Origin of the sequence: Arthrobacter zhaoxinii, assembly GCF_025244925.1 — a bacterium.
In the GTDB taxonomy this organism is placed as follows: domain Bacteria; phylum Actinomycetota; class Actinomycetes; order Actinomycetales; family Micrococcaceae; genus Arthrobacter_B; species Arthrobacter_B zhaoxinii.
Map to the genome: position 1 here is coordinate 3,154,204 of NZ_CP104275.1, position 26,491 is coordinate 3,180,694.

At 67.7% G+C, this 26,491-nt stretch carries 28 protein-coding genes; 19 read left to right on the forward strand and 9 right to left on the reverse strand.

The genetic code is table 11. From position 1 onward, the window contains the following. Positions 1–14 precede the first annotated feature (14 nt). Both uraH and uraD read right to left on the reverse strand, forming a co-directional pair. Positions 15–356 carry a hydroxyisourate hydrolase gene (gene uraH / locus N2K95_RS14700; RefSeq protein WP_260652141.1) on the reverse strand — a complete coding sequence of 114 codons (342 nt, stop codon included), beginning with the start codon at positions 354–356 and terminating at the stop codon, positions 15–17. Then, on the reverse strand, positions 353–880 hold the full coding sequence (gene uraD / locus N2K95_RS14705) for a 2-oxo-4-hydroxy-4-carboxy-5-ureidoimidazoline decarboxylase (protein ID WP_313771109.1): 528 nt from the start codon (positions 878–880) through the stop codon (positions 353–355). Before uraD ends, uraH begins: the two co-directional genes overlap by 4 nt. Positions 881–1,119: 239 nt before the next feature. Between uraD and N2K95_RS14710 the strand changes: the two genes are divergently transcribed. The 4 genes from N2K95_RS14710 (at position 1,120) to N2K95_RS14725 (ending at position 6,908) form a co-directional block, all read left to right on the forward strand. Beyond that, positions 1,120–1,674: a DUF3995 domain-containing protein gene (locus tag N2K95_RS14710; RefSeq protein ID WP_260652142.1), complete on the forward strand. Its 555-nt coding sequence runs from the start codon at positions 1,120–1,122 to the stop codon at positions 1,672–1,674. A gap of 282 nt (positions 1,675–1,956) precedes the next feature. Continuing rightward, positions 1,957–3,108, forward strand: coding sequence for an XdhC family protein (locus N2K95_RS14715; protein WP_260653830.1), 1,152 nt, complete (start codon positions 1,957–1,959; stop codon positions 3,106–3,108). A 9-nt stretch (positions 3,109–3,117) separates the two neighbouring features. Beyond that, positions 3,118–4,020, forward strand: coding sequence for an FAD binding domain-containing protein (locus N2K95_RS14720; RefSeq protein ID WP_260652143.1), 903 nt, complete (start codon positions 3,118–3,120; stop codon positions 4,018–4,020). Then, a complete protein-coding gene (locus tag N2K95_RS14725; RefSeq protein WP_260652144.1) occupies positions 4,017–6,908 on the forward strand; it encodes a molybdopterin-dependent oxidoreductase in 2,892 nt (963 codons plus the stop codon). The genes N2K95_RS14720 and N2K95_RS14725 overlap by 4 nt, the downstream gene beginning before the upstream one ends. A gap of 57 nt (positions 6,909–6,965) precedes the next feature. Here N2K95_RS14725 and N2K95_RS14730 read toward each other — a convergent pair whose 3' ends face one another. The 3 genes from N2K95_RS14730 to N2K95_RS14740 all read right to left on the reverse strand — a co-directional run bounded on the left by N2K95_RS14730 (position 6,966) and on the right by N2K95_RS14740 (position 9,718). Continuing rightward, positions 6,966–8,063, reverse strand: coding sequence for a fatty acid desaturase family protein (locus tag N2K95_RS14730; RefSeq protein ID WP_260652145.1), 1,098 nt, complete (start codon positions 8,061–8,063; stop codon positions 6,966–6,968). Positions 8,064–8,399: 336 nt separating this feature from the next. Continuing rightward, positions 8,400–9,383, reverse strand: coding sequence for a hypothetical protein (locus N2K95_RS14735; RefSeq protein ID WP_260652146.1), 984 nt, complete (start codon positions 9,381–9,383; stop codon positions 8,400–8,402). Next, complete coding sequence (locus N2K95_RS14740; RefSeq protein WP_260652147.1) at positions 9,380–9,718, reverse strand: PadR family transcriptional regulator; 339 nt, start codon at positions 9,716–9,718, stop codon at positions 9,380–9,382. Before N2K95_RS14740 ends, N2K95_RS14735 begins: the two co-directional genes overlap by 4 nt. A gap of 158 nt (positions 9,719–9,876) precedes the next feature. Between N2K95_RS14740 and N2K95_RS14745 the strand changes: the two genes are divergently transcribed. The 3 genes from N2K95_RS14745 to N2K95_RS14755 all read left to right on the forward strand — a co-directional run bounded on the left by N2K95_RS14745 (position 9,877) and on the right by N2K95_RS14755 (position 12,335). Beyond that, complete coding sequence (locus N2K95_RS14745; RefSeq protein WP_260652148.1) at positions 9,877–10,215, forward strand: PadR family transcriptional regulator; 339 nt, start codon at positions 9,877–9,879, stop codon at positions 10,213–10,215. Further along, positions 10,212–11,243: a hypothetical protein gene (locus N2K95_RS14750; RefSeq protein WP_260652149.1), complete on the forward strand. Its 1,032-nt coding sequence runs from the start codon at positions 10,212–10,214 to the stop codon at positions 11,241–11,243. Before N2K95_RS14745 ends, N2K95_RS14750 begins: the two co-directional genes overlap by 4 nt. A gap of 123 nt (positions 11,244–11,366) precedes the next feature. Further along, on the forward strand, positions 11,367–12,335 hold the full coding sequence (locus N2K95_RS14755; protein ID WP_260652150.1) for a hypothetical protein: 969 nt from the start codon (positions 11,367–11,369) through the stop codon (positions 12,333–12,335). A gap of 60 nt (positions 12,336–12,395) precedes the next feature. On the opposite strand, the gene N2K95_RS14760 is transcribed toward N2K95_RS14755, so the two are convergent. Together N2K95_RS14760 and N2K95_RS14765 are read right to left on the reverse strand one after the other, a co-directional pair. Then, positions 12,396–13,280 carry a dihydrodipicolinate synthase family protein gene (locus tag N2K95_RS14760; RefSeq protein ID WP_260652151.1) on the reverse strand — a complete coding sequence of 295 codons (885 nt, stop codon included), beginning with the start codon at positions 13,278–13,280 and terminating at the stop codon, positions 12,396–12,398. Positions 13,281–13,291: 11 nt separating this feature from the next. Further along, entirely contained in the window at positions 13,292–14,206 is a 915-nt protein-coding gene (locus N2K95_RS14765; RefSeq protein WP_260652152.1) for an EamA family transporter, read from the reverse strand. Between the two features lie 45 nt (positions 14,207–14,251). On the opposite strand from N2K95_RS14765, the gene N2K95_RS14770 reads away from it, so the two are divergent. The 10 genes from N2K95_RS14770 to N2K95_RS14815 all read left to right on the forward strand — a co-directional run bounded on the left by N2K95_RS14770 (position 14,252) and on the right by N2K95_RS14815 (position 24,589). Next, a complete protein-coding gene (locus N2K95_RS14770) occupies positions 14,252–14,728 on the forward strand; it encodes a MarR family winged helix-turn-helix transcriptional regulator (RefSeq protein WP_260652153.1) in 477 nt (158 codons plus the stop codon). Positions 14,729–14,978: 250 nt separating this feature from the next. After that, entirely contained in the window at positions 14,979–15,848 is an 870-nt protein-coding gene (locus N2K95_RS14775; RefSeq protein WP_260652154.1) for a hypothetical protein, read from the forward strand. Between the two features lie 74 nt (positions 15,849–15,922). After that, positions 15,923–17,170 (forward strand): glycosyltransferase 87 family protein, encoded by a 1,248-nt coding sequence (locus tag N2K95_RS14780; RefSeq protein WP_260652155.1) that lies wholly within the window; start codon positions 15,923–15,925, stop codon positions 17,168–17,170. 123 nt (positions 17,171–17,293) lie between these two features. Next, entirely contained in the window at positions 17,294–18,106 is an 813-nt protein-coding gene (locus N2K95_RS14785) for a mycofactocin-coupled SDR family oxidoreductase (RefSeq protein WP_260652156.1), read from the forward strand. A gap of 169 nt (positions 18,107–18,275) precedes the next feature. Continuing rightward, complete coding sequence (locus N2K95_RS14790; RefSeq protein ID WP_260653832.1) at positions 18,276–19,295, forward strand: VOC family protein; 1,020 nt, start codon at positions 18,276–18,278, stop codon at positions 19,293–19,295. Positions 19,296–19,299: 4 nt separating this feature from the next. Further along, the gene (locus N2K95_RS14795; RefSeq protein ID WP_260652157.1) at positions 19,300–20,277 is read left to right on the forward strand and encodes a fumarylacetoacetate hydrolase family protein; all 978 of its coding nucleotides are present in this window, start codon (positions 19,300–19,302) and stop codon (positions 20,275–20,277) included. 26 nt (positions 20,278–20,303) lie between these two features. Then, a complete protein-coding gene (locus N2K95_RS14800) occupies positions 20,304–21,284 on the forward strand; it encodes a cyclase family protein (RefSeq protein ID WP_260653833.1) in 981 nt (326 codons plus the stop codon). Between the two features lie 44 nt (positions 21,285–21,328). Further along, entirely contained in the window at positions 21,329–22,456 is a 1,128-nt protein-coding gene (locus N2K95_RS14805; protein ID WP_260652158.1) for an FAD-dependent monooxygenase, read from the forward strand. Then, positions 22,453–23,574: an amidohydrolase family protein gene (locus N2K95_RS14810; RefSeq protein WP_260652159.1), complete on the forward strand. Its 1,122-nt coding sequence runs from the start codon at positions 22,453–22,455 to the stop codon at positions 23,572–23,574. The genes N2K95_RS14805 and N2K95_RS14810 overlap by 4 nt, the downstream gene beginning before the upstream one ends. After that, positions 23,567–24,589, forward strand: a complete 1,023-nt coding sequence (locus tag N2K95_RS14815) for a fumarylacetoacetate hydrolase family protein (RefSeq protein ID WP_260652160.1) — start codon at positions 23,567–23,569, stop codon at positions 24,587–24,589. The genes N2K95_RS14810 and N2K95_RS14815 overlap by 8 nt, the downstream gene beginning before the upstream one ends. A gap of 65 nt (positions 24,590–24,654) precedes the next feature. Here the strand turns inward: N2K95_RS14815 and N2K95_RS14820 are convergent, their stop codons facing one another. Then, positions 24,655–25,113: an HD domain-containing protein gene (locus N2K95_RS14820; RefSeq protein WP_260652161.1), complete on the reverse strand. Its 459-nt coding sequence runs from the start codon at positions 25,111–25,113 to the stop codon at positions 24,655–24,657. Between the two features lie 176 nt (positions 25,114–25,289). Then, positions 25,290–25,760 carry a GNAT family N-acetyltransferase gene (locus N2K95_RS14825; protein ID WP_260652162.1) on the reverse strand — a complete coding sequence of 157 codons (471 nt, stop codon included), beginning with the start codon at positions 25,758–25,760 and terminating at the stop codon, positions 25,290–25,292. Between the two features lie 148 nt (positions 25,761–25,908). Here N2K95_RS14825 and N2K95_RS14830 point away from each other — a divergent pair, with 148 nt between their 5' ends. Then, positions 25,909–26,106: a hypothetical protein gene (locus N2K95_RS14830; protein WP_260652163.1), complete on the forward strand. Its 198-nt coding sequence runs from the start codon at positions 25,909–25,911 to the stop codon at positions 26,104–26,106. A 79-nt stretch (positions 26,107–26,185) separates the two neighbouring features. Then, positions 26,186–26,386, forward strand: coding sequence for a hypothetical protein (locus N2K95_RS14835; RefSeq protein ID WP_260652164.1), 201 nt, complete (start codon positions 26,186–26,188; stop codon positions 26,384–26,386). Positions 26,387–26,491 lie beyond the last annotated feature (105 nt).

Sequence of the window (26,491 nt, forward strand, 5' to 3'; positions counted from 1 at the left end):
GCTTCTGTCATGGCTCAGCTTCCTCGGTAGGTGGAGTAGGCAAACGGACTCAGCAGCAGCGGCACGTGGTAGTGCTGACCCGGATCGGTGAGGTGAAAGGTCAGGGAGACGCTGGGGAAAAAGGTGTCCGTTCCCGTGGCCGCGAAGTAGTCGCCGGTGGCGAAGTCGATCCGGTAGGTGCCCGGTTCCAGTTCCACCGGACCGAGGCTGCCGACCCGGCCGTCCCCGTCCGTGGTTCCCTCCCCCACCCGAACGTCCCCGGCATCGTGCAGGGACCACAGGGAAACGGCGACGCCGGCGGCGGGCCTGCCGGTGCCGGTGTCCAGGATGTGGGTGGTGACGTGGCTGCGGGTCATGCGTTCAACAGTCCTTCGAGCCGGAGGATGGCGATGTCGCGCAGCTGGGCTGCAACGACGGGGAGTTCCTCGGTGTCGGTGTGCTGCAGCCGTTCCTCCAGGACGGCGAGGATGTCCTCCGCGCTGCGGCCTGCGGCGCGGAGGAGGAATACGCGGCCAAACCGGTCTTCGTACGCCCGGTTGCCGGCCTGCAGCCGGCCCTGGATTCCCTCCAGCCCGCTGACGGACGCCTGCTCGCTGCGGGAGAAGCGGGCTTCGGTGCCGGAGCCGGACGGGCGGTCACCGAGGCGTGGATGGTGGACCAGGGCGGCGTCGATCTCGGCCTCGGTGAAGTCCGGAGCGGCAAGTTCGGCGAAGCTCAGCAGCTCCCCGGGAGTGGTGAACGGGCGGGCAGCGGCCACCTCGTTGCACCAGCGGGGAATGTCGACGCACGGGCGGAGCATTGCCTCCGCATCCCGGCGGGATGCGGCATTGAACGCGGCAAGGAAATCCGGTGCTTCTTCAGGCGTATCTTCGAGGGGCACGGGTGTCAGCTTTCAGTCAGAGCTCATCCGCCGCCGGCGCTGGACACCCTTGACCATCGGCGTCGCCGACTTGATTCGATGTTCCGGAACGGAATTTATATTTCGGACAGTCTGTGCGCCGCCGCAGTATCTGTCAAGGAACTGCCCGTGAGGGAAACCCGCCTTATTACCGCGGATTGATTTGCGCGCTGGTCCGCGGGTACTTCCTGCAGGGCGCGACGGCTTTCACAATGGCTTCCATGGACTCCTCCAACGACCCGGAGGAAGGCCGGCGGCAGGCACGGGAGGCGGGACGCCGGAGAACCCCAGCCGGGCTCGGCCGCGCCTGCCTCTGGACGGCGTGCGCCGCCGGGCTGTTGCACGCGGCATTCAGCCTCTACTGGGCAGTGGGCGGCCGCTGGCTGCTGGACACTGTGGGCCGGTGGGCCGTGGAGGAATCTGCAGAGGCGCCGCTGCGGACCGGACTGCTGCTTGGAGCCGTGGCCCTGTTCAAGGCTGCCGCCGCACTGATTCCGACGGCGTCCGCATACGGCCGGGTGCCGTGGCCGGGCCTCTGGCGGGCGGTGAGCTGGATCGGTGCCGTGGTGCTGGTGCTGTACGGCGGAGCGAACACGGTGGTCAGCAATGCCGTGCTGGCGGGGCTGATCCGCCCGGACACCGGGTATGACCGCAGGGCGACGATCGGGCATGCCTGGCTCTGGGACCCGCTGTTCCTGCTGTGGGGTGCAGCCCTGCTCGGCTATCTCCTGTTGTCCCGTGCCGGGCGGGATAGCCGCAGGGAACGCGCCCGCTGAGGGAGAACACGCCCTTTCCGGCGGGGTATCTTCCGGAAAGAACTGCGTGGTACGCTTCCCTGCAATTACCGGACCCGGAAGGTTTTGGAACGGATTTACGGAGCCGGAAGAACATTCTTTTGATACCCGCACCTGCAAAGTAATGCGCTTTTGAAATGTTTCATTGTTTTGCGGATTCAAGCCCTTGCCGGGATTTCCGGCAGGGGAACTTCCCGCATTGGTTACTGGGCTAGCCGGTGGCGGTTGCCACCCCTCGCCGGAGGGTAGGCCGCAGTGTTGGACATGCTGGAGGAGCTGGCGGCAGCCACGGCCGGGGGCGTCCCCTGCGCCGCGGCGACCATCGTCCGTGCCTCCGGTTCGGTGCCCCGGCCGGTCGGCACCACCATGCTGATCAGCGGCACCGGGATAATCTCCGGGTCCCTTTCCGGCGGCTGCGTGGAGGCCGCCGTCGTCGCCCTCGCCGAGGATGTCCTCGCTGACGGCCGCCCGCGGCTTGAGTCCTTCGGCTACAGCGACACCGACGCGTTCGCCGTCGGACTCAGCTGCGGCGGCACCCTGGAGGTGTTCATTGCTCCCGTCTTCCCCGGCACTGTCCCGGCCGTCCCGGATGCCGGCACCCCGTGCGCGCTGATCCGGCGGATCGACGACGGCGGAGGCGCGGTTCCGCTGCTGATCAAGGACCCCGCAGAGGCAACGCCTGCAGGTCTGCTTTCCGCCCACGGTCCCGCCCTGGCCTCGATGCTGGGCACGGATCCGGCGCGGGCCGCCGCCCGCCTCGCTCCACTGCTGGCCGCCGGCCGCACCGGCGTCGTCGAGCTGGGCGGCAGGCAGCCGGGCGGACCGGAGTGCGACCGCGGCAGCGCCGTCCTCTTCCTGGAGTCCCGACTCGCGCCGCCGCGGCTGGTGCTCATCGGCGCCAACGACTTTTCCGCCGCGCTCGCCCGGCAGGGGCGGCTGCTCGGCTACCGCGTGACCGTCTGTGATGCCCGGCCGCTCTTCACCACCCCGGACCGTTTCCCCGACGCGCACGAGGTGCACGTGCAGTGGCCGGACTCGTACCTGCGCGGGGAGGCAGCCGCCGGGCGGCTGGATGCCCGCACCGTGGTGTGCGTCCTCAGCCACGACGCTCGGTTCGATGTCCCGGCCCTGGCCGAGGCCCTGCGCCGGGACGTCGCCTTTGTGGGGGCAATGGGGTCGCGCCGCACCCACGACGCCCGGCTGGCCGCCCTGCGCGCAGCCGGGCTGACCGCCGCCGAGCTGGCGAAGCTGCACTCCCCCATCGGGCTCGATATCGGTGCCGCCACCCCCGAAGAGACGGCCGTGTCCGTTTTCGCGGAGATCGTGGCCGCCCGGTCCGGTGCCGCCGCCAGCGGGCAGCCGCTGCGTGCCGTGTCCGGCCCCATTCATCCGATCAACCGGCTTCACGCCAGCTGAGGACAGCCCATGGACCTGCCCACCGTTTCCGAGCTGATCCGCACCGCGGATCCGCAGCACTGGCGCCCCGGCGACGCCTGGCTCGCCGGCGGCACCGTGCTGTTCTCGTACGGCAGCGAGACCCTGCAGCGGCTGCTGGACCTCACCGCCGCCGGCTGGGAACCGCTGGTGATGAACGACGACGGACTCGAGATTGCCGCCACCTGCACCATCGCCGCACTGTATGCGTTCCCGGACGCCGTCCCCCCGCAGCTGCGGACGGCTTGGCCTGCCCTGGACCTGGTGCGGCCGTGCTGCGACTCGTTCGTCGCCTCATTCAAGGTCTGGAACATGTCCACCGTGGGCGGGAACATCTGCACCGCCCTGCCCGCCGGGCCCATGACCTCGCTGACCACGGCGCTCGACGGCGTCGGCCTGGTTCATTCCCCCGACGGCACCACCCGCCGGGTACCGGTGGCCGAACTCGTGACCGGCGACGGCCGCACTTCGCTGGCACCGGGCGAACTGCTGCGCAGCATCACGCTTCCGGCCGCCGCACTGCGTGCCCGTACCGCGTTCCGGCGGCTCTCACTGACGGACCTGGGCCGGTCCGGGGTGCTGCTGATCGGCCGGACCGACGAGGACGGCGGTTTTGTCCTCACCGTCACCGCGGCCACGAAACGCCCGGTCCAGCTGCGCTTTCCGGCCGTGCCGGACGCCGCCGAGCTGCAGGCCGGGCTGGAACTGGACCCCGGGCTCTGGCACGACGACGTCCACGGGCTGCCCGCATGGCGGCGGGACATGACCCGCCGTCTTGCCGAGGAAATCCGGGCGGAGCTGGCCACGCCAGCAGCCGCTTCCGGGTCCGCACCCGCACCCGGGCCAGCACCCGCACCCGCGCCCGCACCCGCGCCGAAGGACGGTTCCCTGTGACGTACCGGATCAACAACGCCGAGGTGGACGCCGCCCCCTTCCCCGGCCAGTGCCTGCGCACCTTCCTGCGCGAGCAGGGCAACCTGGGCGTCAAGAAGGGCTGCGACGCCGGTGACTGCGGTGCATGCACCGTGCATGTGGACGGCCTGCCCGTGCACAGCTGCCTCTATCCTGCGGTCCGTGCCGAAGGCCGGGAGATCACTACTATCGAGGGCCTGGCCGACGGCGACGCCCTGCATCCGATGCAGCAGCAGTTCCTGGATGCTCAGGGCTTCCAGTGCGGATTCTGCACTGCCGGCATGGTGATGACCGCCGCCACCTTTGACGAGGCGCAGAAGGAGAACCTGCCCCGGAACCTCAAGGGCAACCTCTGCCGGTGCACCGGTTACCGGAGCATAGAAGATGCCGTCTGCGGGCGCCGGCACACCGAGTCGAGCACCGCCGGCACGGGATCCGCAGGCACCGGGCCCGCCGATGAACCGCAGTCCGCCGGCGCGCCGCGGACCGTCGGGGCCAATGTGGCCGCCCCGGCGGGTCCGGACATCGTGACCGGCCGCGCCCGCTACACCCTGGATGTCCCGGCGGAGGAGCTGCCCGGGCTGCTGCATCTGAAGATCCTGCGCTCCCCGCATGCGCATGCCCGGATCCTGTCCATTGATGCGGGCGCCGCCCTGGCCGTGCCGGGCGTCGAAGCGGTGCTGACCCACGAGGACGCCCCGGACCAGCTGTTCTCCACCGCCCAGCACGAACTGCACACCGACGATCCCGATGACACCCGGGTCCTGGACTCCGTGGTCCGCTTCCGCGGCCAGCGGGTCGCCGCCGTCGTCGCCGACACCGTGGGCGCCGCGGCGGAAGGGGTGCGTGCGCTGAAGGTGGAGTACGAGCTGCTGCCCGCGGTGCTGGATCCCGAGGCGGCCCAGACCCCCGGCGCCCCGGAGGTCCATCCCGGCACCGCCGGGAATGTCGTGGCGGAACTGCACTCGGACCTCGGCGACGTCGACGCCGGACTCGCGGCGGCCGACGTCGTGCATGAAAACACCTATTACAGCCAGCGGCTGCAGCATGTGGCGCTGGAGACGCACGGGTCCATTGCGCACTTCGATGAGCGAGGGCGGCTGGTGGTGCGCACGTCCACGCAGGTGCCGTTCCTGGTCCGGCGGGCGCTGTGCCGGGTGTTCGGGCTGAAGCCTGCCTCGGTGCGGGTGCTGACCGGCCGGGTGGGCGGCGGCTTCGGCGGCAAGCAGGAAATGCTGACCGAGGACCTCGCCGCGCTGGCCGCGCTGAAGCTGAACCGGCCGGTGCAGCTGGAACTGACCCGCGAGGAGCAGTTCACCGCCACCACCACCCGGCACCCCTTCGCCGTGAAGGTCCGCGCCGGTGCCGCCGCGGACGGCACCCTGACCGCGCTGGCCCTGGATGTCACCGCCAACACCGGCGCCTACGGGAACCATGCCCCGGGCGTGATGTTCCACGGCTGCGGGGAATCCGTGGCCGTCTACCGGTGCGCCAACAAGAAGGTGGACGCCCGCTCCGTCTACACCAACACGCTGCCCTCCGGGGCGTTCCGCGGCTACGGGCTGAGCCAGATGATCTTTGCGATCGAGTCCGCCATGGATGAGCTCGCCCGCGGGCTGGGCATGGATCCGCTGGACTTCCGCCGCCGCAACGTGGTGGCAAAGGGCGACCGCATGGTTTCCACCGCCCCCGTTCCGGCCGAGGACGTGCATTACGGCAGCTACGGCCTGGACCAGTGCCTGGAGCTGGTGTCGGGTGCCCTGGCCGCGGGCCGGCAGCGGCCGGAGACCTCCGGGGCGGAGCTTGCGGTTTCATGCGGGCCGGCCGGCGCGGCCGACGACGGCGGGTGGCTGATCGGGGAGGGCACCGCCGTCGCCATGATCGACACCGTGCCGCCGCGCGGACACATCAGCCACGCGAAGATTTCCCTGCGCGGGGACGGCCGGTACGGGCTCGACGTCGGCACGGCCGAGTTCGGCAACGGCACCACCACCGTGCACGCGCAGCTGGCCTCGACGGCGCTGCGCACCACCGCGGACCGGGTGGTGATCCGGCAGTCGGACACGGATCTGGTGGATCATGACACCGGCGCGTACGGCTCCACCGGCACCGTGGTGGCGGGCAAGGCGTCACTGGCCGCGGCGGAGGAACTGGCCGTCCTGCTCAGGGGCTTCGCCGCGTCCCTGTTCCGCAACACCTCGGCGCAGGTGCAGCTGCTGGCGGACGCGGTGGAGTGCGGCGGCGAGCGGGTGCCGCTGGCCGACGTCGCCGCCCGGGCCCGCGAGGAAGGCATCGAGCTGTCCGCGGAGGGCCGGTGGGGCGGCACCCCGCGGTCGGTGGCGTTCAATGTGCAGGGCTTCCGCGTGGCGGTGCAGGCCGGGACCGGGGAGCTCCGGATCCTGCAGAGCGTGCACGCCGCGGATGCCGGCGTCGTCGTCAATCCGCTGCAGTGCCGCGGCCAGATCGAGGGCGGCATTGCCCAGGCCCTGGGGGCGGCGTTGTTCGAGGAGGTGCGGATCGACGCCGAGGGCACGGTGGAAACCCGGATCCTGCGCGAGTACCACATCCCCACTTTCGCCGATGTGCCGCGGACCGAGATTTTCTTCGCGGACACCGATGATTCGCTGGGGCCGATGGGTGCCAAGTCCATGAGCGAAAGCCCGTTCAACCCCGTGGCTCCCGCCCTGGCCAATGCCCTGCGGGATGCGACCGGGATCCGGTTCGCCAGAACGCCGTTCGCCCGGGACCGCGTGTATCTGGAGCTGCGGGCTGCACGGGGGCTTTCCGCCGAAACTCCACGCACCCGCGCCTGCGGTGTAGCCGTTTCGGCTGCTGCCGGAAACGAAACCGGACCACCCCCTGAGGGATGATCCGGTTTTTACGATGTCCGCGAACTAAAGCGGTGCGCGGCGGCAGAGTTTCGGAACTTACACGCGGTGCGTGCTGGCCAGCGGGCAGGCCCACGTATCGACCCCGCCGCGGCCCACCCTGTTGATATAGGCGGTGACGTCCCGCAGGGATTGGCCAAACGCGGTTTCGGTGTACTTCACACCCAGCTGATCACAGTGCTGGCGGACCAGCGGGGCGACTTTTCGCAGATTCGGGCGGGACATGGAGGGGAACAGGTGGTGTTCAACCTGGAAGTTCAGTCCTCCCATAAAGGTATCCACCCACCGGCCTCCGGTGATGTTGCGGCTCATCAATACCTGCCGGCGCAGGAAATCGATGCCCGCTTCCCGGGGTGCGATGGGCATGCCGATGTGGTTCGGGGCGAAGGAAATACCCATATACAGCCCGAATACGGCGAGTTGGACGCCGATGAACGCTGCACCCTTGCCCGGTGAAAGCACGAGGAAGACCAGCACCACATAACTGACCAGGCGCACGGCGATGAAGCTAAGTTCCACCCACCGCCGCTTGATCCGGCCCTTTCCCAGTACCCGCTTGATGCCCTGCACATGCAGGTTGACTCCCTCGAGCAGGAGCAGCGGGAAGAAAAAGTAACCCTGTTTCGTGGCAAGCCAGCGCGTGACACGGTTCGTGCGCGCTTCGGCTGCCTCGGGGGTGAAGGCCAGCACGCCGGGGGCGATGTCCGGATCGGTGCCGATTTTGTTCGGTGCAGCGTGATGCTTGCTGTGTTTTGCATTCCACCAGCCAAGGCCCATGCCGGCGAAGAGATTGACCACGATCAGTGAGACCCACTCATTCCACTTCGGCGACACGAAGATCTGCCGGTGTGCGGCATCGTGGCCCAGAAACGCGATCTGTGTCATCAGCAACGCCAGCACCACCGCGGTCACCATCTGCCACCAGGTATCCCCGAGCAGGATGAAAGCCAGGGCCAGCACCAGGCCCATCAGGGTTACTCCGATCAGCTTGGCCCAGTAATAGCCGTAATTCCGGCGCATATAGCCGGCTTCCTGGACCTGGCGGGTCAAAGCGGTGAAGTCGCTGAGATGCCGCTGGCGGGCCGGGCCAGCTGGCCGTTTGCCTTCTCCACTCGAATCCACGCTGGTACCCGTCATAAGGGCGTCTTCCATAATTCACTCTCATATCGGCGGACAAAGTCCATGTCATATTAACCAAAACCCCTGCATCCGCAGACTCCGGCCGCGCCCCGGGGAGGAACGCGGCACCGGATTCCCGCCCCGGCAGTAGATGCCGAGACACTGTTTGGGATGCAGAAAAGCACCGGATTCGCTCCCCCGCCTTTGGCTGGGATGCGAATCCGCTGGTTCAGAATTTCCGGCTGGTGGCCGGCATATGCTAAGCGTGCTTAGCGTATATGAAAGACAGCTTATCCGGTTTTTCCGGCAATTAAGGACCCGCGAAAAGTAACGCAATGTCGTGGGCACACCGGACTAGCCGGCAGGCGTGGTGTTCCGGCCGGCGAAGCTCAGCACGGGCCGTTTCCAGGCCACCCACGCACCCACGACGCCAACTATTGAGCAACTGACGTAGAAGATTACGGGCTGGATCCCGATCAACCCTATGGTGCTGTTGCCGCCGAGACTGAGGAACAGGCCGGAAAGCGGGAGGGAAGCCAGAGGGATGAGGACCAGGCAAGCCCAGGGGCGCGCTTTCGGCCCGGTAGCGGCAAGCAGGGCAGCAAGCACCACCAGTTCCAGGAACCACCACGCCAACCGCTGGTCGTTGATGAGGTAGGGGCCACCCCAGAAGGTGCGCTGAGCTCCGCCGCCCTGTAGATAGCTGGTGAGGGTAATGAAGACGCCAAGCAGGGGTGCACCGATGAGTACAAGCTTCCGCAACAACGAAGTCCGGACGGGATTGCCGAGCAGGGCCAGCAAATTCGCGGTTCCAAAGAAACTGAACACCAAGGGATGCACGGGGATGGCGGGATCCGTGACGCCGAGGACGACCGCCAGGGCGATGCTCGTTGCCGCGGCAGCCGCATGCAGGACCTTTGCAATAGTGTGCCGTCCCGCAGCGAGGGTTGCGAACGCCATGATAGTCAGGACAAAAGCGATCACAGCGGGAGTGGTGAACGCTCCGAACGGATGGTCCACCAGGTTGTAGCTGTTCCAGCGGAACCACCGCCCCAACTCGCCGAGGACCATCATCACCAGCGCGAGCACCGTACCGCCGATGGTCCCGATGGCCGCCACCCTGTCCCGGCGGCGGCCCGGCAGAACCTGGTTTACGCGCGCAGCGGTCCCGTGCAACGACAGGTGGATAAGCTCGGATCGGGTTGGCTTCCTTCTCCCCTCACCTGTGGCGACGTCGAGCAACACCCCCAGGAATTCCTCACCGTGCCGAGCGCGCCAGCTGGCAGGGTAGGCCCACAGCGCCCGCCGGTAATAACGCTCCAATGCCGCCTCGCTCATGCCAGTGCCCCTTTGGTCCTGATGCGCAGGCTCTGCCGGGCGGCATCTGCGGCTGCTTCCATTCGATCGGCCTCTCTTTTCAAGGCGTCCGCCCCGCTGTCAGTCAGCGCGTAGTAGCGGCGGAGCCGCCCGGCCACTACTTCCTCGCCGTCGTCCCGCACCAGACCCTCCTCCTGGAGCCGGTCCAGCGTTGTATAGAGGCTGCCAGGTTTGAGCGCCACTCTCCCGCCGGAGAGTTTTTTGGTTTCACTCAGCATGGAATAGCCGTGATGCCTGCCCCTGGCCAACGCAGTGAGGATCAGGAAAGTGGGTTCGCGCATCTCGCGGGTGGTCATGGAAGCAATATATGTATGTGACATGAATATAAGCAAGAGCTTCCTGCCGCGTTTTTTCGGGCCCCTGAGTCGATACGGTTTCGACTCCGGCCAACCGTGACCCAACCGTTATATCCTTTTCTTCCTTATATTCAGTTTTTCTGACTATCGTTCTGGGCATGAGCAAGCATGAGATGCGCGAACCGACCTTTCTGGTCCTCTCGGCCCTGGCCGACGGCCCCAAGCACGGCTACGCCCTGATCGCCGAGACGAAGGACCTGTCCGGCGGCCGGGTAAAGCTGCAGCCCGGCACCCTCTACGGCGTGCTGGACCGGCTGCGGGAGGACGGGCTGGTGGAGATTTCCGGCGAGGACGTGGTGGACGGCCGCGCCCGCCGCTACTACCGGATTACCGACGTCGGCGCCGTCACCCTCGCTCGGGAAGCAGACCGACTGGCAGCCAACGCCCGGCAGGCAATGTCCAAGCTGCGGCTGCGTGCAGCGCAGGCCGGAGCATGACCGGCGGAACCTCCAAGCTGGAGGCCGCTTACACCCGGGCGCTGGGCGCCTACCCGCGCCGCTGGCGCCGGGAGCAGGGCGAGGAACTGATCGGCGTGCTGCTCTACGTCGCCCGTTCCGAGCAGCGCACCAAGGCCACCCCTGCGGAACTGTTCAACCTCGTGGGCAACGGGCTGGCAACCCGCGGGCTCGAACTGCTCGGCAGCGTGGGCAGGCGGCGCCGCAACGGCATCGCCTTCACCGCCACGGTGCTGGCCACCTACCTTGCGCTCACCCTGACGTTGCTGGGCGAATGGGGTCCGTGGGTCCGGCCGGGCACGCTGCGCTGGCGGCCCACCGGCGAGGGCTTCGGGGAGGCGTTCCTGGCCGCGGGACCGTTCACGACGGCGGCCGCAGCGGTTTATCTGGCACTGCTCGCCGGATTTGTTGCCGCGCTGGCCGGCCGGGCACAACTGCGCCGGACCCTGCACCTCAGCGCGGCAGCCACTGCTCCGTTGATTCCCCTCTCCGGCGCGGTGACGGGAATCCTCGCACCGCCGCTCACTCCCATGCTGGTGCTGAGCGGCCTGGCGCTGCTGGCCCTCATCGGCAATCCCGCTGCCAGCCCTTCCCGCCGTGTCCTGCTGGCTGCCGTCACGGCCGGTGCCTCGCTGGCGGGTCTGCTGCTGGCCGTAAGCCGGCTGGCCGGTGGCTCCGCACTGTTCTTCTACGATCCCGCCAGCGTGCTGGCCGTCGACGCCCGGTCCCTGACGCTGGCAGCGGCGGCACTGATGCTGACGGTTGGAATGGTCCTGGTCAGCGGAACCCGTCTGATCCCCTGGACTGCTGGCCTGGCTGTGGCCGCCGTGCCGCTGCTGGTCCGGCTCTGGTCCGGGAATTCCCTGGAGACGTGGCTTGCCGGTGCGGGCCTGGCCGGCCCCGCTGCCACCCACTGGGAATGGGGCTTCTTCCTCGTACTGGCCCTGGCCACGGCAGCACTCACCTCCGCCGGCCGGCAGCTCCGGTCCCGGCGGCTCCGACCCGCCTGAACCGCGCATCAACACTTCCTGCACAGAACCGCCTGTTCCACCTGATAACCGCTGTTGTTCTACGGACATGCTCCCGATGAGCTGGTCCGGCACCGCCCTGGCTTCAGTCTCGAAAGGCATCCCATGAACCGCAACCGCTTCTACCCTGTCCCGTCCGCATCCTCCGCCGCCGCACCCGGCGTCCCGGCCCGCCGTCGTCGTTTCCTGGCCGGCCTCGGGGCTCTCGCCTTCGGAGCCGCCGCGCTCACCGGCTGCGCGGCCGAGGCAGCACTGACCCCGGTCGCGGATTCCTCCGCCGACCCGTACGAGATCTATCTGGCCGAAGACATGGACGCCATCCACTTTGCCCAGGATGTCCTCCGCTTCCAGTGCTACACGGACAACGGCTACCCGGAATACGAGTCCTTCATCCCCGAGGAACCGGCAGTGCAGTGGCGTGCTGATCTGCTGGACCAGCTGACCGTCGCGGACGGGTTCTTCGACAGCGTGCAGGACGCTACGGGCAGCGGCCTCCGCGGTGAACAATCCGACCCGTCGCCGGCCAAGGTCTTTGTGCACGATGACGCCTTCGAGGCCGTCGCCGAAGCCTGCAACACGAAGGCCTGGGCAGCACTGGGGAAAGACGCCGAGCAGAGCCTCGTTGATTACAACCGGCTCAGCAGCAAGCTGGCCGGCGGCCTGGCCGACCGGACGTTTGAGGCACTGGCACCCCTCCAGCAGGAAGTGGTCCAGTGCCTAGTCGACGCCGGGGAACCGGTGACGCCGGCATCCGACAAGCTGTACGGCTTCACGTCGGAGGTCGAGCTCGGTGCACCGGTGGAATATCCGGAGCGCAGCGGCCCGAAGAAGACGTCCGGGGTGGAGATCATTCCGGCCGACGTCGAAATCACCTATGCACCTACTCCCGCCGAAGCGGCCCTGGCCGTGAAGTACTACAACTGCTCCCTGGAAACAGGCGTGCGGGATGAGTTCGCCGGCGTGATCCTAGAAACCAAGAAAGAGGTCGTCGCCGAGCACGCGGCGGAGCTGGAGAAATCCAACCCCCGAATCGCCGAGCTTGCTGACACTGCCCGCGAACTCACCGGCCGTTAGCCCCTCCCCGACGCCGGTGCCCGCCCGAGCGGCGGGCACCGGCGCCGGCGCTAGTCCTGGCTAAACCAGTTCCAGGTCGCTGAGCACCAGCGCGAGCCGGCCCTGCACTGCTTCCCCAAGCGGCTGCAGCGGTGCCGGCAGATTGTCCTGCGGCAGCAGGCCCAGCTGCGCGGCAATCGCCGAAATCACACGCAGGCTGCCGAACTCCGCGAACAGGTTCCAGAGCGGTTCCAGCTCCTCCGACAGCTTCCGGACGGTGCCGGCATCCCCCGCCTGTGCGGCGCGGGTGATCGCGAGCGCCCGGTCCGGCAGCGTGCCGCCCAGAACACTGAACCAGACGTCCGCTCCGGCGCTCAGGGCCGGGCCGGAGAACCCGTCGCCGCTGACGCCCAGCGCAACCTTTGCGGGTAGCACGGCCCGGACCTGCCGGATTCGGTCGGCTGCCTCTGCAACGGGGCGCGGCGGAATCTTCACGGCTTCGACGTGCGGCAGGGCCCCTATCCGGGCATACAGCTCATCCGTGAAGGCGAACCGGGTGGTGGTCGGATTGTCATAGATGCAGATGGGCACCGAACTGGCCGCGGACACCGCTTCAAACAGGTCGGCCACTTCATTCTCGGTCAGCGGCTGGTAGGACACCGGCGCGAGCAGCAGCCCGGCGGCCCCGGCGTTCTGTGCATCCTCCGCTCCGCGCAGCACGTCGGAGGTGCGCAGGGCACCGATGCCAACTATCACCGGCACCTCGCCGGCGGCCTGGACCGCGGCCTCCGCCACGCGGCGTCGTTCTTCCCGGGACAGGTAGGCGTAGCTGCCGGTGGAACCCAGGGCGCCGATGGAATCCGCTCCCGCCTCCGCCGCCCGGCGGACCAGCGCAGCGAAGAGGTCCAGATCGACGATGTCATTGATGACAGGGGTCAGGGGAAAGGCGGACAGGCCGGTGAACACGGGACCTCACTTCAGCGTCGGGTAACTGACCGGCCCAGCACATCACGTGGGTGCACCGACGCGGCGGTGGCACGCCGATGTCCGGCCGGCCCGGCCAGCACCAGGGTGGCCAGGACTATCGCCGCGCCCAGGCACTGACCGGGACTGAGCGACTGCCCGGCGAGCAGCCAGCCGGCAGCGGCCGCGACCACCGGACTGAGGAGCCCCAGCAGCGCCGTACTTGACGCGGGCAGCCGGTGCAGGCCGCGGAACCAGAGGCAGTAGGCCAGCGCCGTGCCAATGACACCGAGGTAGGCGTATCCGGCAACGTTGACGCCGGTCAGTGCGGGCGGCAGCCCCTCCGCCAGCAGGGCAATCGGCAGCAGGAACAATCCGCCGGCCACCAGCTGCCAGGACGTGGCCGCCAGCAGCGTGTCCGGCGTGCCCCACTTCTTGGTAAGGACCACCCCGGCCGCCATCGCGACCGCTCCCCCAAGCGCTGCCGCCACACCCAGGGCATCCAGCCGCGCCTGCGCCTGCAGCACCAACAGCCCGACGCCGGCCAGCCCGGCTACCCCCGCAGCCAGCTTCCGTCCGGTCAGGCGTTCGCCGATCCACCGAGAGGCAAACAGTGCGACCAGCAACGGCTGCACCGCACCCACGGTGGCAGCAACACCGCCGGGCAGCCGGTACGCGGTCACAAACAGCAGGGCGAAGAACAGGCCGATGTTCAGGATCCCCAGTACCGCGGAGCGCCACCACCAACCGCCCCGGGGCAGCCGCCGGACCAGCAGGAGCAGCAGCAGGCCCGCGGGCAGCGAACGCAGCAGGGCGGCCAGCAGCGGGCGGTCCGGCGGCAGCAGCTCTGCGGCCACGATATAGGTGGTACCCCAGACAATCGGCGCCAGGGCCGTCGTCGCGGTCAGAGTTCCGGTTTTGCTAAGCACTTAGCCAACATAGCTAAGTGCTTAGGTAATTGCTAGGGTGCTTCCATGAGTGATCACGTGGGCATGGTTCTTGGGCAGTGGGCGGCGGAACGGCCGGACCTGGACGTGTCACCCATGGCCGTCGTCGGCCGGCTGTCCCGGGTTTCCCGCCGGTTCGATGAACAGCTGGCGGCAACCTTTGCCCAACACGGCCTGGATGCGGCCTCCTTCGACGTCTTGGCCACACTGCGCCGCTCCGGCGAGCCGTACACGCTCAGCCCCAAAGAGCTGACCGCCAGTTCCATGGTCACCTCGAGCGCCATTGCCCAGCGGCTGAACCGGCTGGAGGCACAGGGATACGTGCTGCGCTCCCCGAGTTCCTCGGACCGGCGCGGCAAGCAGGTGACCCTGACCGACGCCGGCCGGGCCGCCGTCGACGCCGCCCTTCCGGACCACGTGGCCACCGAACACCGGCTGCTGGACGGCCTGGACGGCGGCGAGCGGGAGGTGCTGGCAGCACTGCTGGCCAAGTTGGACACCTGATGGTTTGCCCTCCGCTTGCGGGTCGGCTGCTGAGGTTTTCCACAGCCAGGGCTTCCCTACCGGCGGGGCGGTCGGACCCGGAAAATACTGGACGAACACCGAATGTCTATTCCCGGAAAGGGACCCGGAAGTCCCTAGGCTGATCCCGTCCCTGGAAATTACGGTTGGCCGTCTATGAAAGTGGGTCCGTGTGGATATTTTTCGGAACAAGCCTGCCGGAACGGAAACTCCGGATTCGTACCTAACGTTCATGTCGGCTTCCACCGCGCATGAGTTCCGGATGCTGGCCCGGGAGGTTTTTGCCGAGCTGGGGCTGGAAGTTGGCATTTATCCGGATCACGCGGAGGATAGCTCAGGACGCAAGTATGGTTTCTGGAACATTGCCGCCATCTGCAATCCGGAGCCGCGGACCGTTTGGCGGAGCCTGATAGCCGCCCATCTCCAACGCCTGCTGACGGGCTTCGACGGACCAGACCCGTTCGACATCGTTCCTCCTGCGGAGATACCCGCCCGGACCTTCGCCCGCCTCTATGAAGAATCCGCCCTTCCACCCTTGGACGGCCACCCCCACCGGGAGTTCGCGCCGGGCGTGATCGAAATGCTGGCACTCGACCTTCCGGACACGGTTGCGACGTTCCGGCATGAAAACGCCAGGACCTTCGGCGGGTGGGAAGCGCTCCGACAGCAGGGGATTGCGAACCTGCGGGCATTGAAGGTGGAACGGCTGGAGACCCTCACCCCGCCTGGAGGCGGTTCATTTAGTGCCCTGATCGGCTCATCCTTCTACACCGCAAGCAGGGCCATACTCCTTCCCTCGCTGGCCACGGAACTCACCGGCAAGCGGGTCCGCGGCGAGTTCGGCTGGCTGATGAGTGTCCCTAACCGGCATCAGGTGGCGTGGCATGTCATCGAGGACTCGTCCGTCATCGGAGCCGTCAACGGGATGGCCTCCTTCACCGCCGCGGGATACAGCGATTCCCCCGGCCCGGTGAGCCCGCACGTCTACTGGTGGAACGGAACCGGTTACGAGCAGCTGACCGAGGTCTCCGACGAGGGCACCGTGAGAATCCGGGTGGGCCAGGGATTCCAGGCCGTCCTGGAGTCGGTGATGAAAGGATAGAGCCTCCCGGGCCGCGCAAAGAATGAGGAGCACTCCGACAAACCGCCGGAACGCCGCCGTCTAAACTGGCAGGCATGGCCTTATCAACGGCGGACTCCCGCGCGGACCCGGCACCCAGTACCCGCACCCGGATTCTCTGGTTCGCCCTGGGCCTGCCCGCTGCCCTGGTCCTGGTGGTTCTCGGCGCGCAGATCCACGGCCTGGATTTCACCGTGTACCGCGAGGGAGCGCGGGCGTTCCTGGGCCTGGGCGAGCACCGGCTCTATGACCCGAGCCTGGTCCAGACGGACACCCGCGGCCTGCCGTTCACCTATCCGCCCTTCGCCGCCCTGCTGCTGACACCGTTCGCGGTCCTGCCCGAGGCCGTCGGGCTGGTCCTGCTGACCGCGACGTCGTGCCTCTGCCTGGTGCTGACCGCGTTCCTCGCCGCCCGCTATCTGCAGGAGAACAAGGTGCTGCCGCCGAAGCTGCACACCGTCCTGGGCGGCAGCGCCGGCGTCGCCGTCCTCGCCACCCTGCTGATCGGGGTGCTCGGGCCGTGGCGGGAAGGTCTAGGCTTCGGCCAGATCAACCCGATGCTCATGCTCCTGATTGTCGCGGATCTGCTCCGTCCGGCGTCGTCCAAGTTCCCGCGCGGGCTCCTGATCGGCCTGGCCGCGGGCATCAAGCTCACGCCGCTGGCGTTCGGGCTGATTTTCCTGGTCCGCCGCGACTGGCGCGCCATCCTGACCATGGGCGCCGCGTTTGCCGCCACCATTGCCGTCGGCTGGCTGGCGTCCCCGGAGCAGTCCCGCACGTTCTGGCTCGACTCCCTCTTCGATTCCACCCGCGTCGGGGACACCACGGACATGTACAACGTGTCGCTGAATTCCCTGCTCGCGCATCTGGGCACCCCCGAGGCGCTGCAGCGTCCGCTCTGGCTGCTGGCCTCGGCCGCCGTCGTCGTCCTGGGCTTTTTCGCGATCCGCCGCTCGGACGCCCGCGGCGACACGGTGGCGGCCATCAGCGCGAACGCCGTCGTGATGCTCGCGATCTCCCCGATTTCCTGGTTCCACCACTGGGTCTGGATCGCGCTGGTGCTGCCGGCGCTGTGGGTGGCGGTACGACGACGGCGGGCCGGAGTCCGCGCCGCCGGCACCGCCCTGCTGGTGGCGCTGGTGCCGGTGTTTATGCTGTCCTCGATCACCGTCACCATGATGCTCACCGGCGTCGTGAGCGGGCAGGGCCCGGTGGCGCTGGAGCTGTTCACCGGCCTGGGCGTGGTGCTGCCGGTGGCCGCGCTGGCGTTCTGGGCCACCGCACCGGCGCGTTCGGCCGGCTAAAAGCGGCCCGGTGAAAATCGAGTACCTTCTGCTCCCCACCGGATGGCAACGCATGTTAGCTTGTCGGGCACTGTCGGGAATCAACGGCGTTTCCTGACGCGACGAAGGATGAAGGAGTCCCTCATGGGCAAGCTCGACGGAAAAGTAGCATTCATCACCGGTGCGGCACGAGGCCAGGGCCGAAGCCACGCTATCAAGCTGGCGGAGGAGGGTGCCGACATCATTGCCGTCGACATCTGCAGTCAGATTGAGTCAGTCGAATACGACATGGCGACCCCGGAGGATCTTGCCGAGACGGTGCGCCTCGTCGAAGCTCTCGACCGCCGTATCTTCGCCCAGCAGGCGGATGTACGCGACCTCGCTGCGCTCGAGAAGGCGGTCAAGGAGGGAGAGGTTGCCGTCGGCCCCATCGACATCATCCTGGCCAACGCAGGCATTGCACCTATCGGACTGAGTGGTGATCGCGAGCAGCCGTTTCTCGATGTCATCGACGTCAACCTCACCGGCGTCTACAACACGGTGATTGCTGCTGTGCCAAGCCTCATCGCGAAGCAGGCGGGCTCCATCGTCCTGACGAGTTCCACCCAGGGCCTCAAGGGAACCGGCGGCAACGGTGGAGCCGGAACCGGCTATGCCGCCGCCAAACACGGAGTCGTAGGGCTTATGAGATCGTTCGCCAACTGGCTCAGCCCGCAGAACATCCGCGTCAACTCGATCCACCCAACGGGAGTCGCGACCCCCATGATCCAGAATCCGGTCCTGGAGAAGCTGTTCGCCGACAACCCGGGAAGCGGCGATGCGGTCAAGAACCTGATGCCTGTTCCGTGGGTCGAGGCGGTCGATATCTCCAACGCGGTTGCTTTCCTGGTGAGCGACGACGCCCGGTATATCACCGGTGTTACCCTCCCCGTGGACGCGGGCTTCAACGCTCGATGAGGCCGAGGGGCCCGCGTGGAGAAGGTCGACCGGGCCCTTCGTCGCGGGCCCGCTCCGGCCATCCACCGCACGGATACCTGACATAGGAAAAGAAGGCTTCCGCGGATATATGATCGGCGTCACAGTTAGGTTCTGAATTGCTCAGCAACTAACGAATGTGAGTACGCCTGTGGAACGACTTCTCTCCCATCTGGCACACCTGGAAATCACCAGCCCCGACGTTGACGCCTCCACGCGTTTCTACGTGGAAAAGTTCGGCATGCGCCTGGTTGATTCCGTCGACGGCGCGTCCTACCTGCGCTGCTGGGGCGACTACTACCGGTACAGCCTGGTGGTGCGCCCCGGAGACGAACCATCCCTGGCGGCCATGGCCTGGCGCACCGCCTCCGCAGAGGCCCTGGAAGCGGCTGCGGCGAACGTGGAAGCCGCCGGAGTGCAGGGCGAATGGGTTCCGGGCGGGCACGCCCACGGCAAGGCGTACCAGTTCACCGGCCCCTACGGGCACCCCATGAAGCTGGTCTATGAGGTGGAGCAGTACGTCGCCGAGCCCGGCTTCGAATCCACCTATCCGGACCGGCCCGAGCGCCGGAGCAGCCACGCCGCCGCGCCCCGCTTCCTGGACCACGTGACCATCGCCAGCAGCGACGTCCGCGGCTTCGCCGACTGGTACAGCACCACCCTGGGCTTCCGGATCATGGCCTTCACCACCCTGGACGAGGCACCGATCACCGTCTTCTCCGTGCTCACCACCAACGAAAAGTCCCACGACCTCGGGGTGGTTCTGGATACCTCGGGCCGGCCGGGCCGGGTCAACCATATTGCCTTCTGGGTGGACACCCACGAGGACCTGCTCCGCGCAGCGGACGTGCTGATGGAAAACGGCACCCCGATGGAATACGGACCCTCCATCCACGGCATCGGCGAGCAGAACTTCCTGTACTTCCGGGAGCCGAGCGCGCTGCGGGTGGAACTGAATTCGGGCGGCTACCGCAACTACGTGCCGGACTGGGAACCGCGGACCTGGACGCCTTCCCTCGGTTCGAATAACTTCTACCGCAACGGGAGCATGCCGCATTCCCTGACCGAATCCTTCCCGCTCGCGGACGGGTTCACCGCCACGGAGGAAGGCGTCTCGGACGAAATGAAACAAGCCCTGATCAACCCCTACGCCCAGCATGGCCGGGGCTAAGGCGATGACATATTCACTGATCACCTTCCGGGACCCGGCCACCGGCGATGCCCGGGCCGGCCTGGAATCCGCCGGCCGTGTGCTGCCGCTGACCGACGCGAATCTGGATCTGCCCGGCAACGAAAAGCCCACCCTGGAGTCCGTCATTGAGCACTGGGACAAGGCCGAGGGCCAGCTGGACCGGCTGGCGGAAGGCGCTGCCGGCGACTCCGCGGACTGGCTGGACTATGCGGACCTCACCGTGCTCGTTCCGCTGCGGCCGCAGCAGATCCTGCAGGCCGGCGCGAATTACCGCCAGCACGTCATTGACCTGGCGGTGGCGCACCGCGACGGGGAGGGCACCGACGAGGAGATCCGCGCGCGGACCGCGGCCACGATGGACCGGCGGGCAGCCGAGGGCACCCCGTACTTCTTCATCGGCCTGCCGACGGCGATGGCCTCCGCCACCGAGGACCTGGTCCTCCCGGGCTACAGCCGGGCCCACGACTGGGAACTGGAACTCGCTGCCGTGGTCGGCAGGCGTGCCTTCCGCGTGAGCCCCGAAGAGGCTCTGGACTACGTCTTCGGCTACACGATGGTCAATGACATCACCACCAGAGACCTTGTGTTCCGCAAGGACATGCCGGCCATCGGCAGCGACTGGTACCGGTCCAAGAACGCCCCGGGTTTCCTGCCGACCGGTCCCCTGGTGCTGCCGGCCAAGTTCGTCGAGGATCCGCAGGACCTGATGGTTACCCTGCGGCTCAACGGCGACACCATGCAGGCCGAATCGACGGCGGACATGCTCTTCAGCGTGGCCCAGCTGATTTCGCATGCCTCCCAGCAGATGCCGCTGCTGCCCGGGGACCTGGTCCTGACCGGCAGCCCGGCCGGCAACGGAGCGCACTGGGGCCGGATGCTCCGCGACGGCGACGTTATGGAAGGCACCATCACCGGACTGGGCACGCAGCTCGTGCACTGCAGGGATGAGGTGGCACCGTGACCGGAGTCAATGCCGAAGACCGCGAAATGATCCGCCGGGACGATGCGCTGGGGAGCATCGAGGCGATGGCCGCCGCGCACAACAACTGGGGGCGCTGGGGACCGGACGATGTCCTGGGCACCCTGAATTTCATCGATGAGGCCAAGCGGGTCGAGGCCGCCGGGCTGGTCCGCACGGGGCAGACGTTCTCCCTGTCCCAGCCGTTCGACACCAACGGCCCCCAGAAGGGCTGGCGCCGCCGGACCAACCCGGTGCACACCATGACGGATACCGGCACCGATGCGGAGTTCGGCGACCAGGGGTTTCCGCACGGGATCGGCGGAGCCGACGACTACATCGCCATGCCGCTGCAGTGTTCCACGCAGTGGGACGGACTCGGCCACATTTTCGACCGTGGAAAGGCCTGGAACGGACGCCGCGCCGGTTCGGTGGTGACCAGCGAAGGGGACCTGGTCACCGGGATCCAGACCGCGGCGGCGCAGATCGTCACCCGCGGCGTGCTGCTCGACGTCGGGCGGGCGCTCGGGCCCGCGCTGGGCAGTGACGACGGCGAGCTGCCGGACGGATACGCCATCACCGCCGGGGACATCGAAGCCACCATCGAGAAGCAGGGGCCCAGCTCGGCGATCCGGCGCGGGGACATCGTGGTGCTGCGCACCGGCCAATACGCCCGAACCCTGCGCCAGGGGTGGGGCGAGTACGCAGGAGGTCCGGCGCCGGGACTGTCCTTCGGCATGGCGCCCTGGCTGCACCGGAGCGAGATCGCCGGGATAGCCACCGACACGTGGGGCTTCGAGGTCCGGCCCAATGAATTCGACACGGCGTTCCAGCCGCTGCACCAGATCGCCATCCCCAACCTCGGCCTCTTCCTGGGCGAAATGTGGGATCCGGAGCAGCTTGCCGCGTCCTGCGCCGCCGACGGCCGGTACGACTTTCTGCTGACGGCCGCTCCCCTGCCCATCACCGGGGCTGTCGGCTCGCCGGTCAACCCCATCGCCGTGAAGTAACCCGCTACATAATCCGCCGGAATGAAAACAAAGGAGTTTGCATCATGGCAGCTGTGAGCAAGGTAGGCATTGTCGGTTCGGGCGCGGCCGGGTTAACGGCGGCGATTCTGCTGGCCGACGCGGGCGTGGAGGTGGAAGTCCTGGAGAAGGAATCCGGTCCGTCTCCGCTCGGGTCCGGGATCACCCTGCAGGGCAACGCCCTGCGCATCTTCCGCCAGCTCGGCATCTGGGAGGAAATTGCCACCAAGGGCTTCGCCTTCAGCGAGCTGGGCCTCCGCGCCCCGGATCCTGCGGGCACCGTGCTCTCCGTGGTTGACGACGTCCGGACCGGCGGGGCGGACCTGCCCGCAACGCTGGGGATGTACCGGCCGGACCTCGCCGACGCTCTCCGCCGCCGCGCCGCCGACGCCGGAGTCCGCATCAGCTACGGCAGGAAGGTCAAGGGCGTGGAACAGGACGGCGGTTCGGTCACGGTCATTACCGACGACGGCGAGCGCCTTGCCTACGACCTGCTGATCGGCGCGGACGGGCTCCACTCGGCAGTGCGTGCGGCGATCGGTATCACCACCGAACCGGAGCCCACCGGGATGGGCATCTGGCGGGCGTTCGTGGAACGGCCAGCCGATGTGGTCCGCACCGACCTGACCTATGGCGGGCCCTGCTATATCGCCGGGTACTGCCCCACCGGCCAGAACAGCATGTACGCCTACCTGGTTGAGGATGCCCAGGACCGCAGGGTCGAGGACGGACCGCAGATCATGGCCGGTCTCGCCGCGGCCTACGGCGGGCCGTGGAAGGAAATCCGGGCCAGTCTGGACCACAGTGCGAGGATCAACTACACCCGGTTCACCACCCATCTGGTGGACGGGCCCTGGAACCGGGGCCGGGCCGTGATCATCGGGGACGCCGCGCACAGCTGCCCTCCCACCATTGCCCAGGGTGTTGCCCTGGCCGTGGAGGACGCGGCGGTCCTGGCCGATCTGCTGACCAGCCGCGACGAACTGGATGACAGCCTCTGGGCAGCCTTCACGGAGCGGCGGCTGGAGCGGGCCAGAATCGTCATCCAGGGATCGGTGCAGCTGGGGCAGTGGATGCTCGACGGGCAGATCCGGGACGCCGACGTTCCGGGCGTGATCGCAACGGTGGCGGCAGCCGTAAGCCAGCCCGCATGAGCAGGCAGCAGTCCGGCGCCCCGGTGGTGGACGTACATGCCCACGTCCTGCTGCCGGCGCTGCAGGAGTACGTGGCGGCCAGCGCTCCGGCGGAGTTCGCCGCTGCGCAGGAGCTCGATGCCCGGCGGCAGGGACCTGAATCGCTGGCAGTCTCCGGCGCCATGATCCGGGACCGCTGGCCGCGGCTGGTGGACCTGTCCCGTCGGCTCGCAGACATGGATGCCGCGGGAGTCGACGTGCAGCTGGTGTCCCCCTCGCCGTCGCACTATTACTACTTCGCCGGTCCCGTGCTTGGGGCGGAAATCGCCCGCCGGGCCAACACCGCCGTTATGCAGCTGGTGGCGTCCGCCCCCGACCGGCTGGCGGGACTGGGGCTCGCTCCCCTGCAGCACCCGGAAGCCATGGTGGCCGCCCTGGACCACGCGGTGCTGGACTGCGGCCTGCTGGGGGTCGAGATCGGTTCCTACGCGCCAGCCGTTGACCGTCTTCCCGGGCAGGAACCGAACGCCGGGACCGTGGAACTGTCCGACCCCCGGCTGGAACCTTTCTGGGCCCGGGCCGAAGAACTCGGCGCGCTGGTTTTCCTGCATCCGTTCGGCTGCTCGCTGGATGAGCGGCTGGACCGGTTCTACCTGGCCAATACCGTGGCGCAGCCTGCGGAGAACGCCGTCGCGCTCTCTCACCTGATCTTCTCCGGCGTCCTGGACCGCTATCCGAAGCTGCAGCTCCTGGCCGCGCACGGCGGCGGGTACCTACCCAGCACGCTCGGCCGGTCCGACCACGCCTGGCGGATCCGGCCGGACGCACATGGGTGCGCCGCCCCGCCGTCGTCCTATCTGCGCCGCCTGTGGTTCGACTCGCTCACCCACAGTCCCGCCGAACTGCGGGCCCTGGCCGGCGCCGCCGGGGCGGACCGGATCCTGCTGGGCTCCGACTATCCGTTCGACATGGGCTCGGAAGACCCGACAGGGGAGGTCCGCGCCGCGGGCTTGATCCCTGAGGAGGAACAGCACATCCTCGCAGGCAACGCTGACGTGCTGGGGATTCGGCCCGGCTACCGGGCCTCCGCCCCGGCCATGAGCGCACCGCGCACGGAAGGACACGGAAACGATGGTTAAGATCGCACGCTGGAACGACGGCGGGGAGGTCCGCTCCGGCTTCATCCATGAGGACCGGGCCTACCCGCTGCCCGCCGGACAGACCGTCAACGATCTGCTCGACGACGGGCTGGAGGAGACCCTGGCACTCGCCGAACGGACCATCGGAGGAGCCGCGCTCACCGGCGACGGCGCGGCGCACCCGCTGTCCGGCGTCGTGCTCCTGGCTCCGCTGGTGCCCGCCACCCTGCGCGACTTTGTGGCCTTCGAGGAACACGTCGAGGGCATGCGGATCAGCGTCGACGGCGCCGCCGGCGTGATGGAGGAGTGGTACCAGGCCCCCACGTTCTACTTCAGCAATCCGCACACCGTCCGCGCCACGGGGGAAGAGATTCCCATTCCGGCCGGCTGCAGCCAGCTGGATTTCGAAACGGAGGTCGCCGCGGTCATCGGCCGGGTCCCCGGCAGCAGCGGCACCAACCTCAGCGCCGAGCAGGCGCAGCGGCACATCTTCGGGTACACGGTCTTCAACGACTGGTCCGCCCGGGACCTGCAGCGCCGGGAAATGAAGGTCAGTCTGGGTCCCTGCAAGGGGAAGGACTTTGCCGGCACCCTGGGTCCCTGGATTGTCACCGCCGATGAATTCACACACCGGCACGACGCCGACGGTTTCCTCGGGCTGCGGATGAGCGTTGACGTCAACGGTTTCCGGGTGGGTGAGGACCTGCTCTCCAACCTGGGCTGGCCGTTCGCCGAGCTGGTGGCCTACGCCTCCCAGGACTCCGTGGTGCTGCCGGGCGATGTGCTGGGATCGGGCACCTGCGGCAGCGGCTGCCTGGCCGAGCTGTGGGGCCGCCATGGTTCCCAGACGCCGCCTCCCCTGCAGACCGGGGACACCGTCAGCATGACGGTAGAGGGCATCGGCACCATCACCAACACCGTGGGTCCCCGCCGCGAAGCATCCACCCTGGTGCGTGCCCGTCCCCGGCAGCGGTTGCCCCGGGCCTATAACGGGGCCGGAGTGGCGGGGGCCTGATCCCAGCGGCGCGCATTGTCCCGCCGGCCGCCGCGTATCCCGAGGAGGTTTCGGCCCGCAGCGGCCTACTCCGGATGGGAGCCGGCAAGCAGTTCCCGCGAGCGCTGGTATTTCGCGGCCAGGCGCGTCCGTGTCTCCTCATCCAGTTTCCCGACCCGTTCCGGGTTGGTGTTGTCATCCAGGTCTGCTGCTTTGACGATGCGGGCAATCTCGTTGGCCCGGACGCGTTCGAAGTAGCGTTCCGGGGGCTCACCCTGGCGTTTAGTCATGGCGTCCACACCTTCGATCACCGTTTCGGGGAATCCCTGGGCGCGCAGCGTCTCCAGCGTGGTTCCCGTGTCTTCCACGACGTCGTGCAGCCACCCCACAGCGCCGGCCTCCTCGCGCAGGGAATCCGGTGCCGTTTCGGCGGCTGTCCGGGCTACGCGCCCGGGGTGGCTGATGTAAGGGGCTCCTGCTTTATCTGTCTGGCCCTCGTGTGCTGCTCTGGCCACGCGCTCGGCGTGGGCTATGAGATTTTCCATCTACTCTCCTTGCTTGGCCTGCATAGGCCACTTGTTCCGTTTCGAGTTCTTATTGGCCGGCTCTGCCTGCCGGAATCCCGGGGCCGACGCCGGGTTCCGCAGCGGAAGCAGCCTCAGGCCAGCCCAGTGAGAAGTACATCTCCGGCACTCCGGCATACTCCCGGTCCAGCCCGGGATTATGCTGCAGGCCGGCGGCCAGCGCGGTGCGCCGGGAGCCCCGTGTTCGTGGTGGTCACCCGGGCCAGGATGGGCAGTTCCGGCAGCAGTGTCCGGCCGCGGCGCACCGCTTCCGCGGCCCCCTCCTTCGCATAGCCCCGTCCCCAGACCGCCGGGTCGTAGCGGTAATACAGATTCAGGATGGTCCTGCCGTCCACGACGGCGCGCTGCAGTCCGGTGAAGCCGACGACGGCGTCCGGTGTCTCCCGTTCGGCCACCGCCCAGTAGCCGAAACCCTCCCGGTCCCAGTGGTCCAGGAAATCCTGCAGGGACCTTGCCGCGGATTCCACCGTCGGGGTATGCGGATTGTGCCGGTTGGTTCGAAGATCGGTGTGGATCCGGACGGCGGCATCGTAATCCGCGCGTTCGAGCCGTCTCAGCAACAGGCGTTCGGTGCTCACGGGGGTCCAGTCGTCCGGATCTTGGCGCATGCCCTCATCCTAAGCGGGGCCTCCCCCGGTTTTTGCGCCTCGAAGAGGTATCAAAACGGGTAGTCCGGATAAACCGCTCTCTGCCCAGCATGGCTAGATTTGGGTTTCACCCACCCGTGGAAACCTACTTGTCTCGCTAGGAGCACCCGTGCCACCCAGCATCTATGCGCCGTTCCTGCTCGTGGGCGCCCTGGCTCAACTGCCGACGGCAATCTACGCAATGACACACCCCCAGCGGCAGAAAGGCCAGGCCCTGACTGACCGGGCAAAGTCCTGTCTGGCCCTGTCCCTTGTCGGCGCGCTGGCCATACTGGTTGGAACTGCCCTGGTATTGGTCGGTCCCTAGCCCAACGGGAAAGAGCAACGCCACACGGCTGGAATAGCACCGGTCAGCCGACCATGGACAGCAAGGTATTCTTCCGAGCATGACAATTCCCGGGGGCACCGAAACCAACAACCACTCAAGTAACGCCGTCATGTATTTCTGTGGTGCGGCCGCCATGCTGATGTTCGCAATACTCGCTTTCGGCAACGCATCGGAATGGTTCGACTACGTTTCCGCCGCCATCTGGCTCGGACTCGCCGTAGTCCTTGGCTACCGGGGATTCCGCCCGGGCGCGGTCTGAGCCGGCCGACCCCGGACCTCCAATGAAACCCAGAGCGTTCCCTTTCTCACCGACTTCCGCCACCTCACTCGCGGTCGGTGACCTGATCCCCGTGCAGGGCCTGTC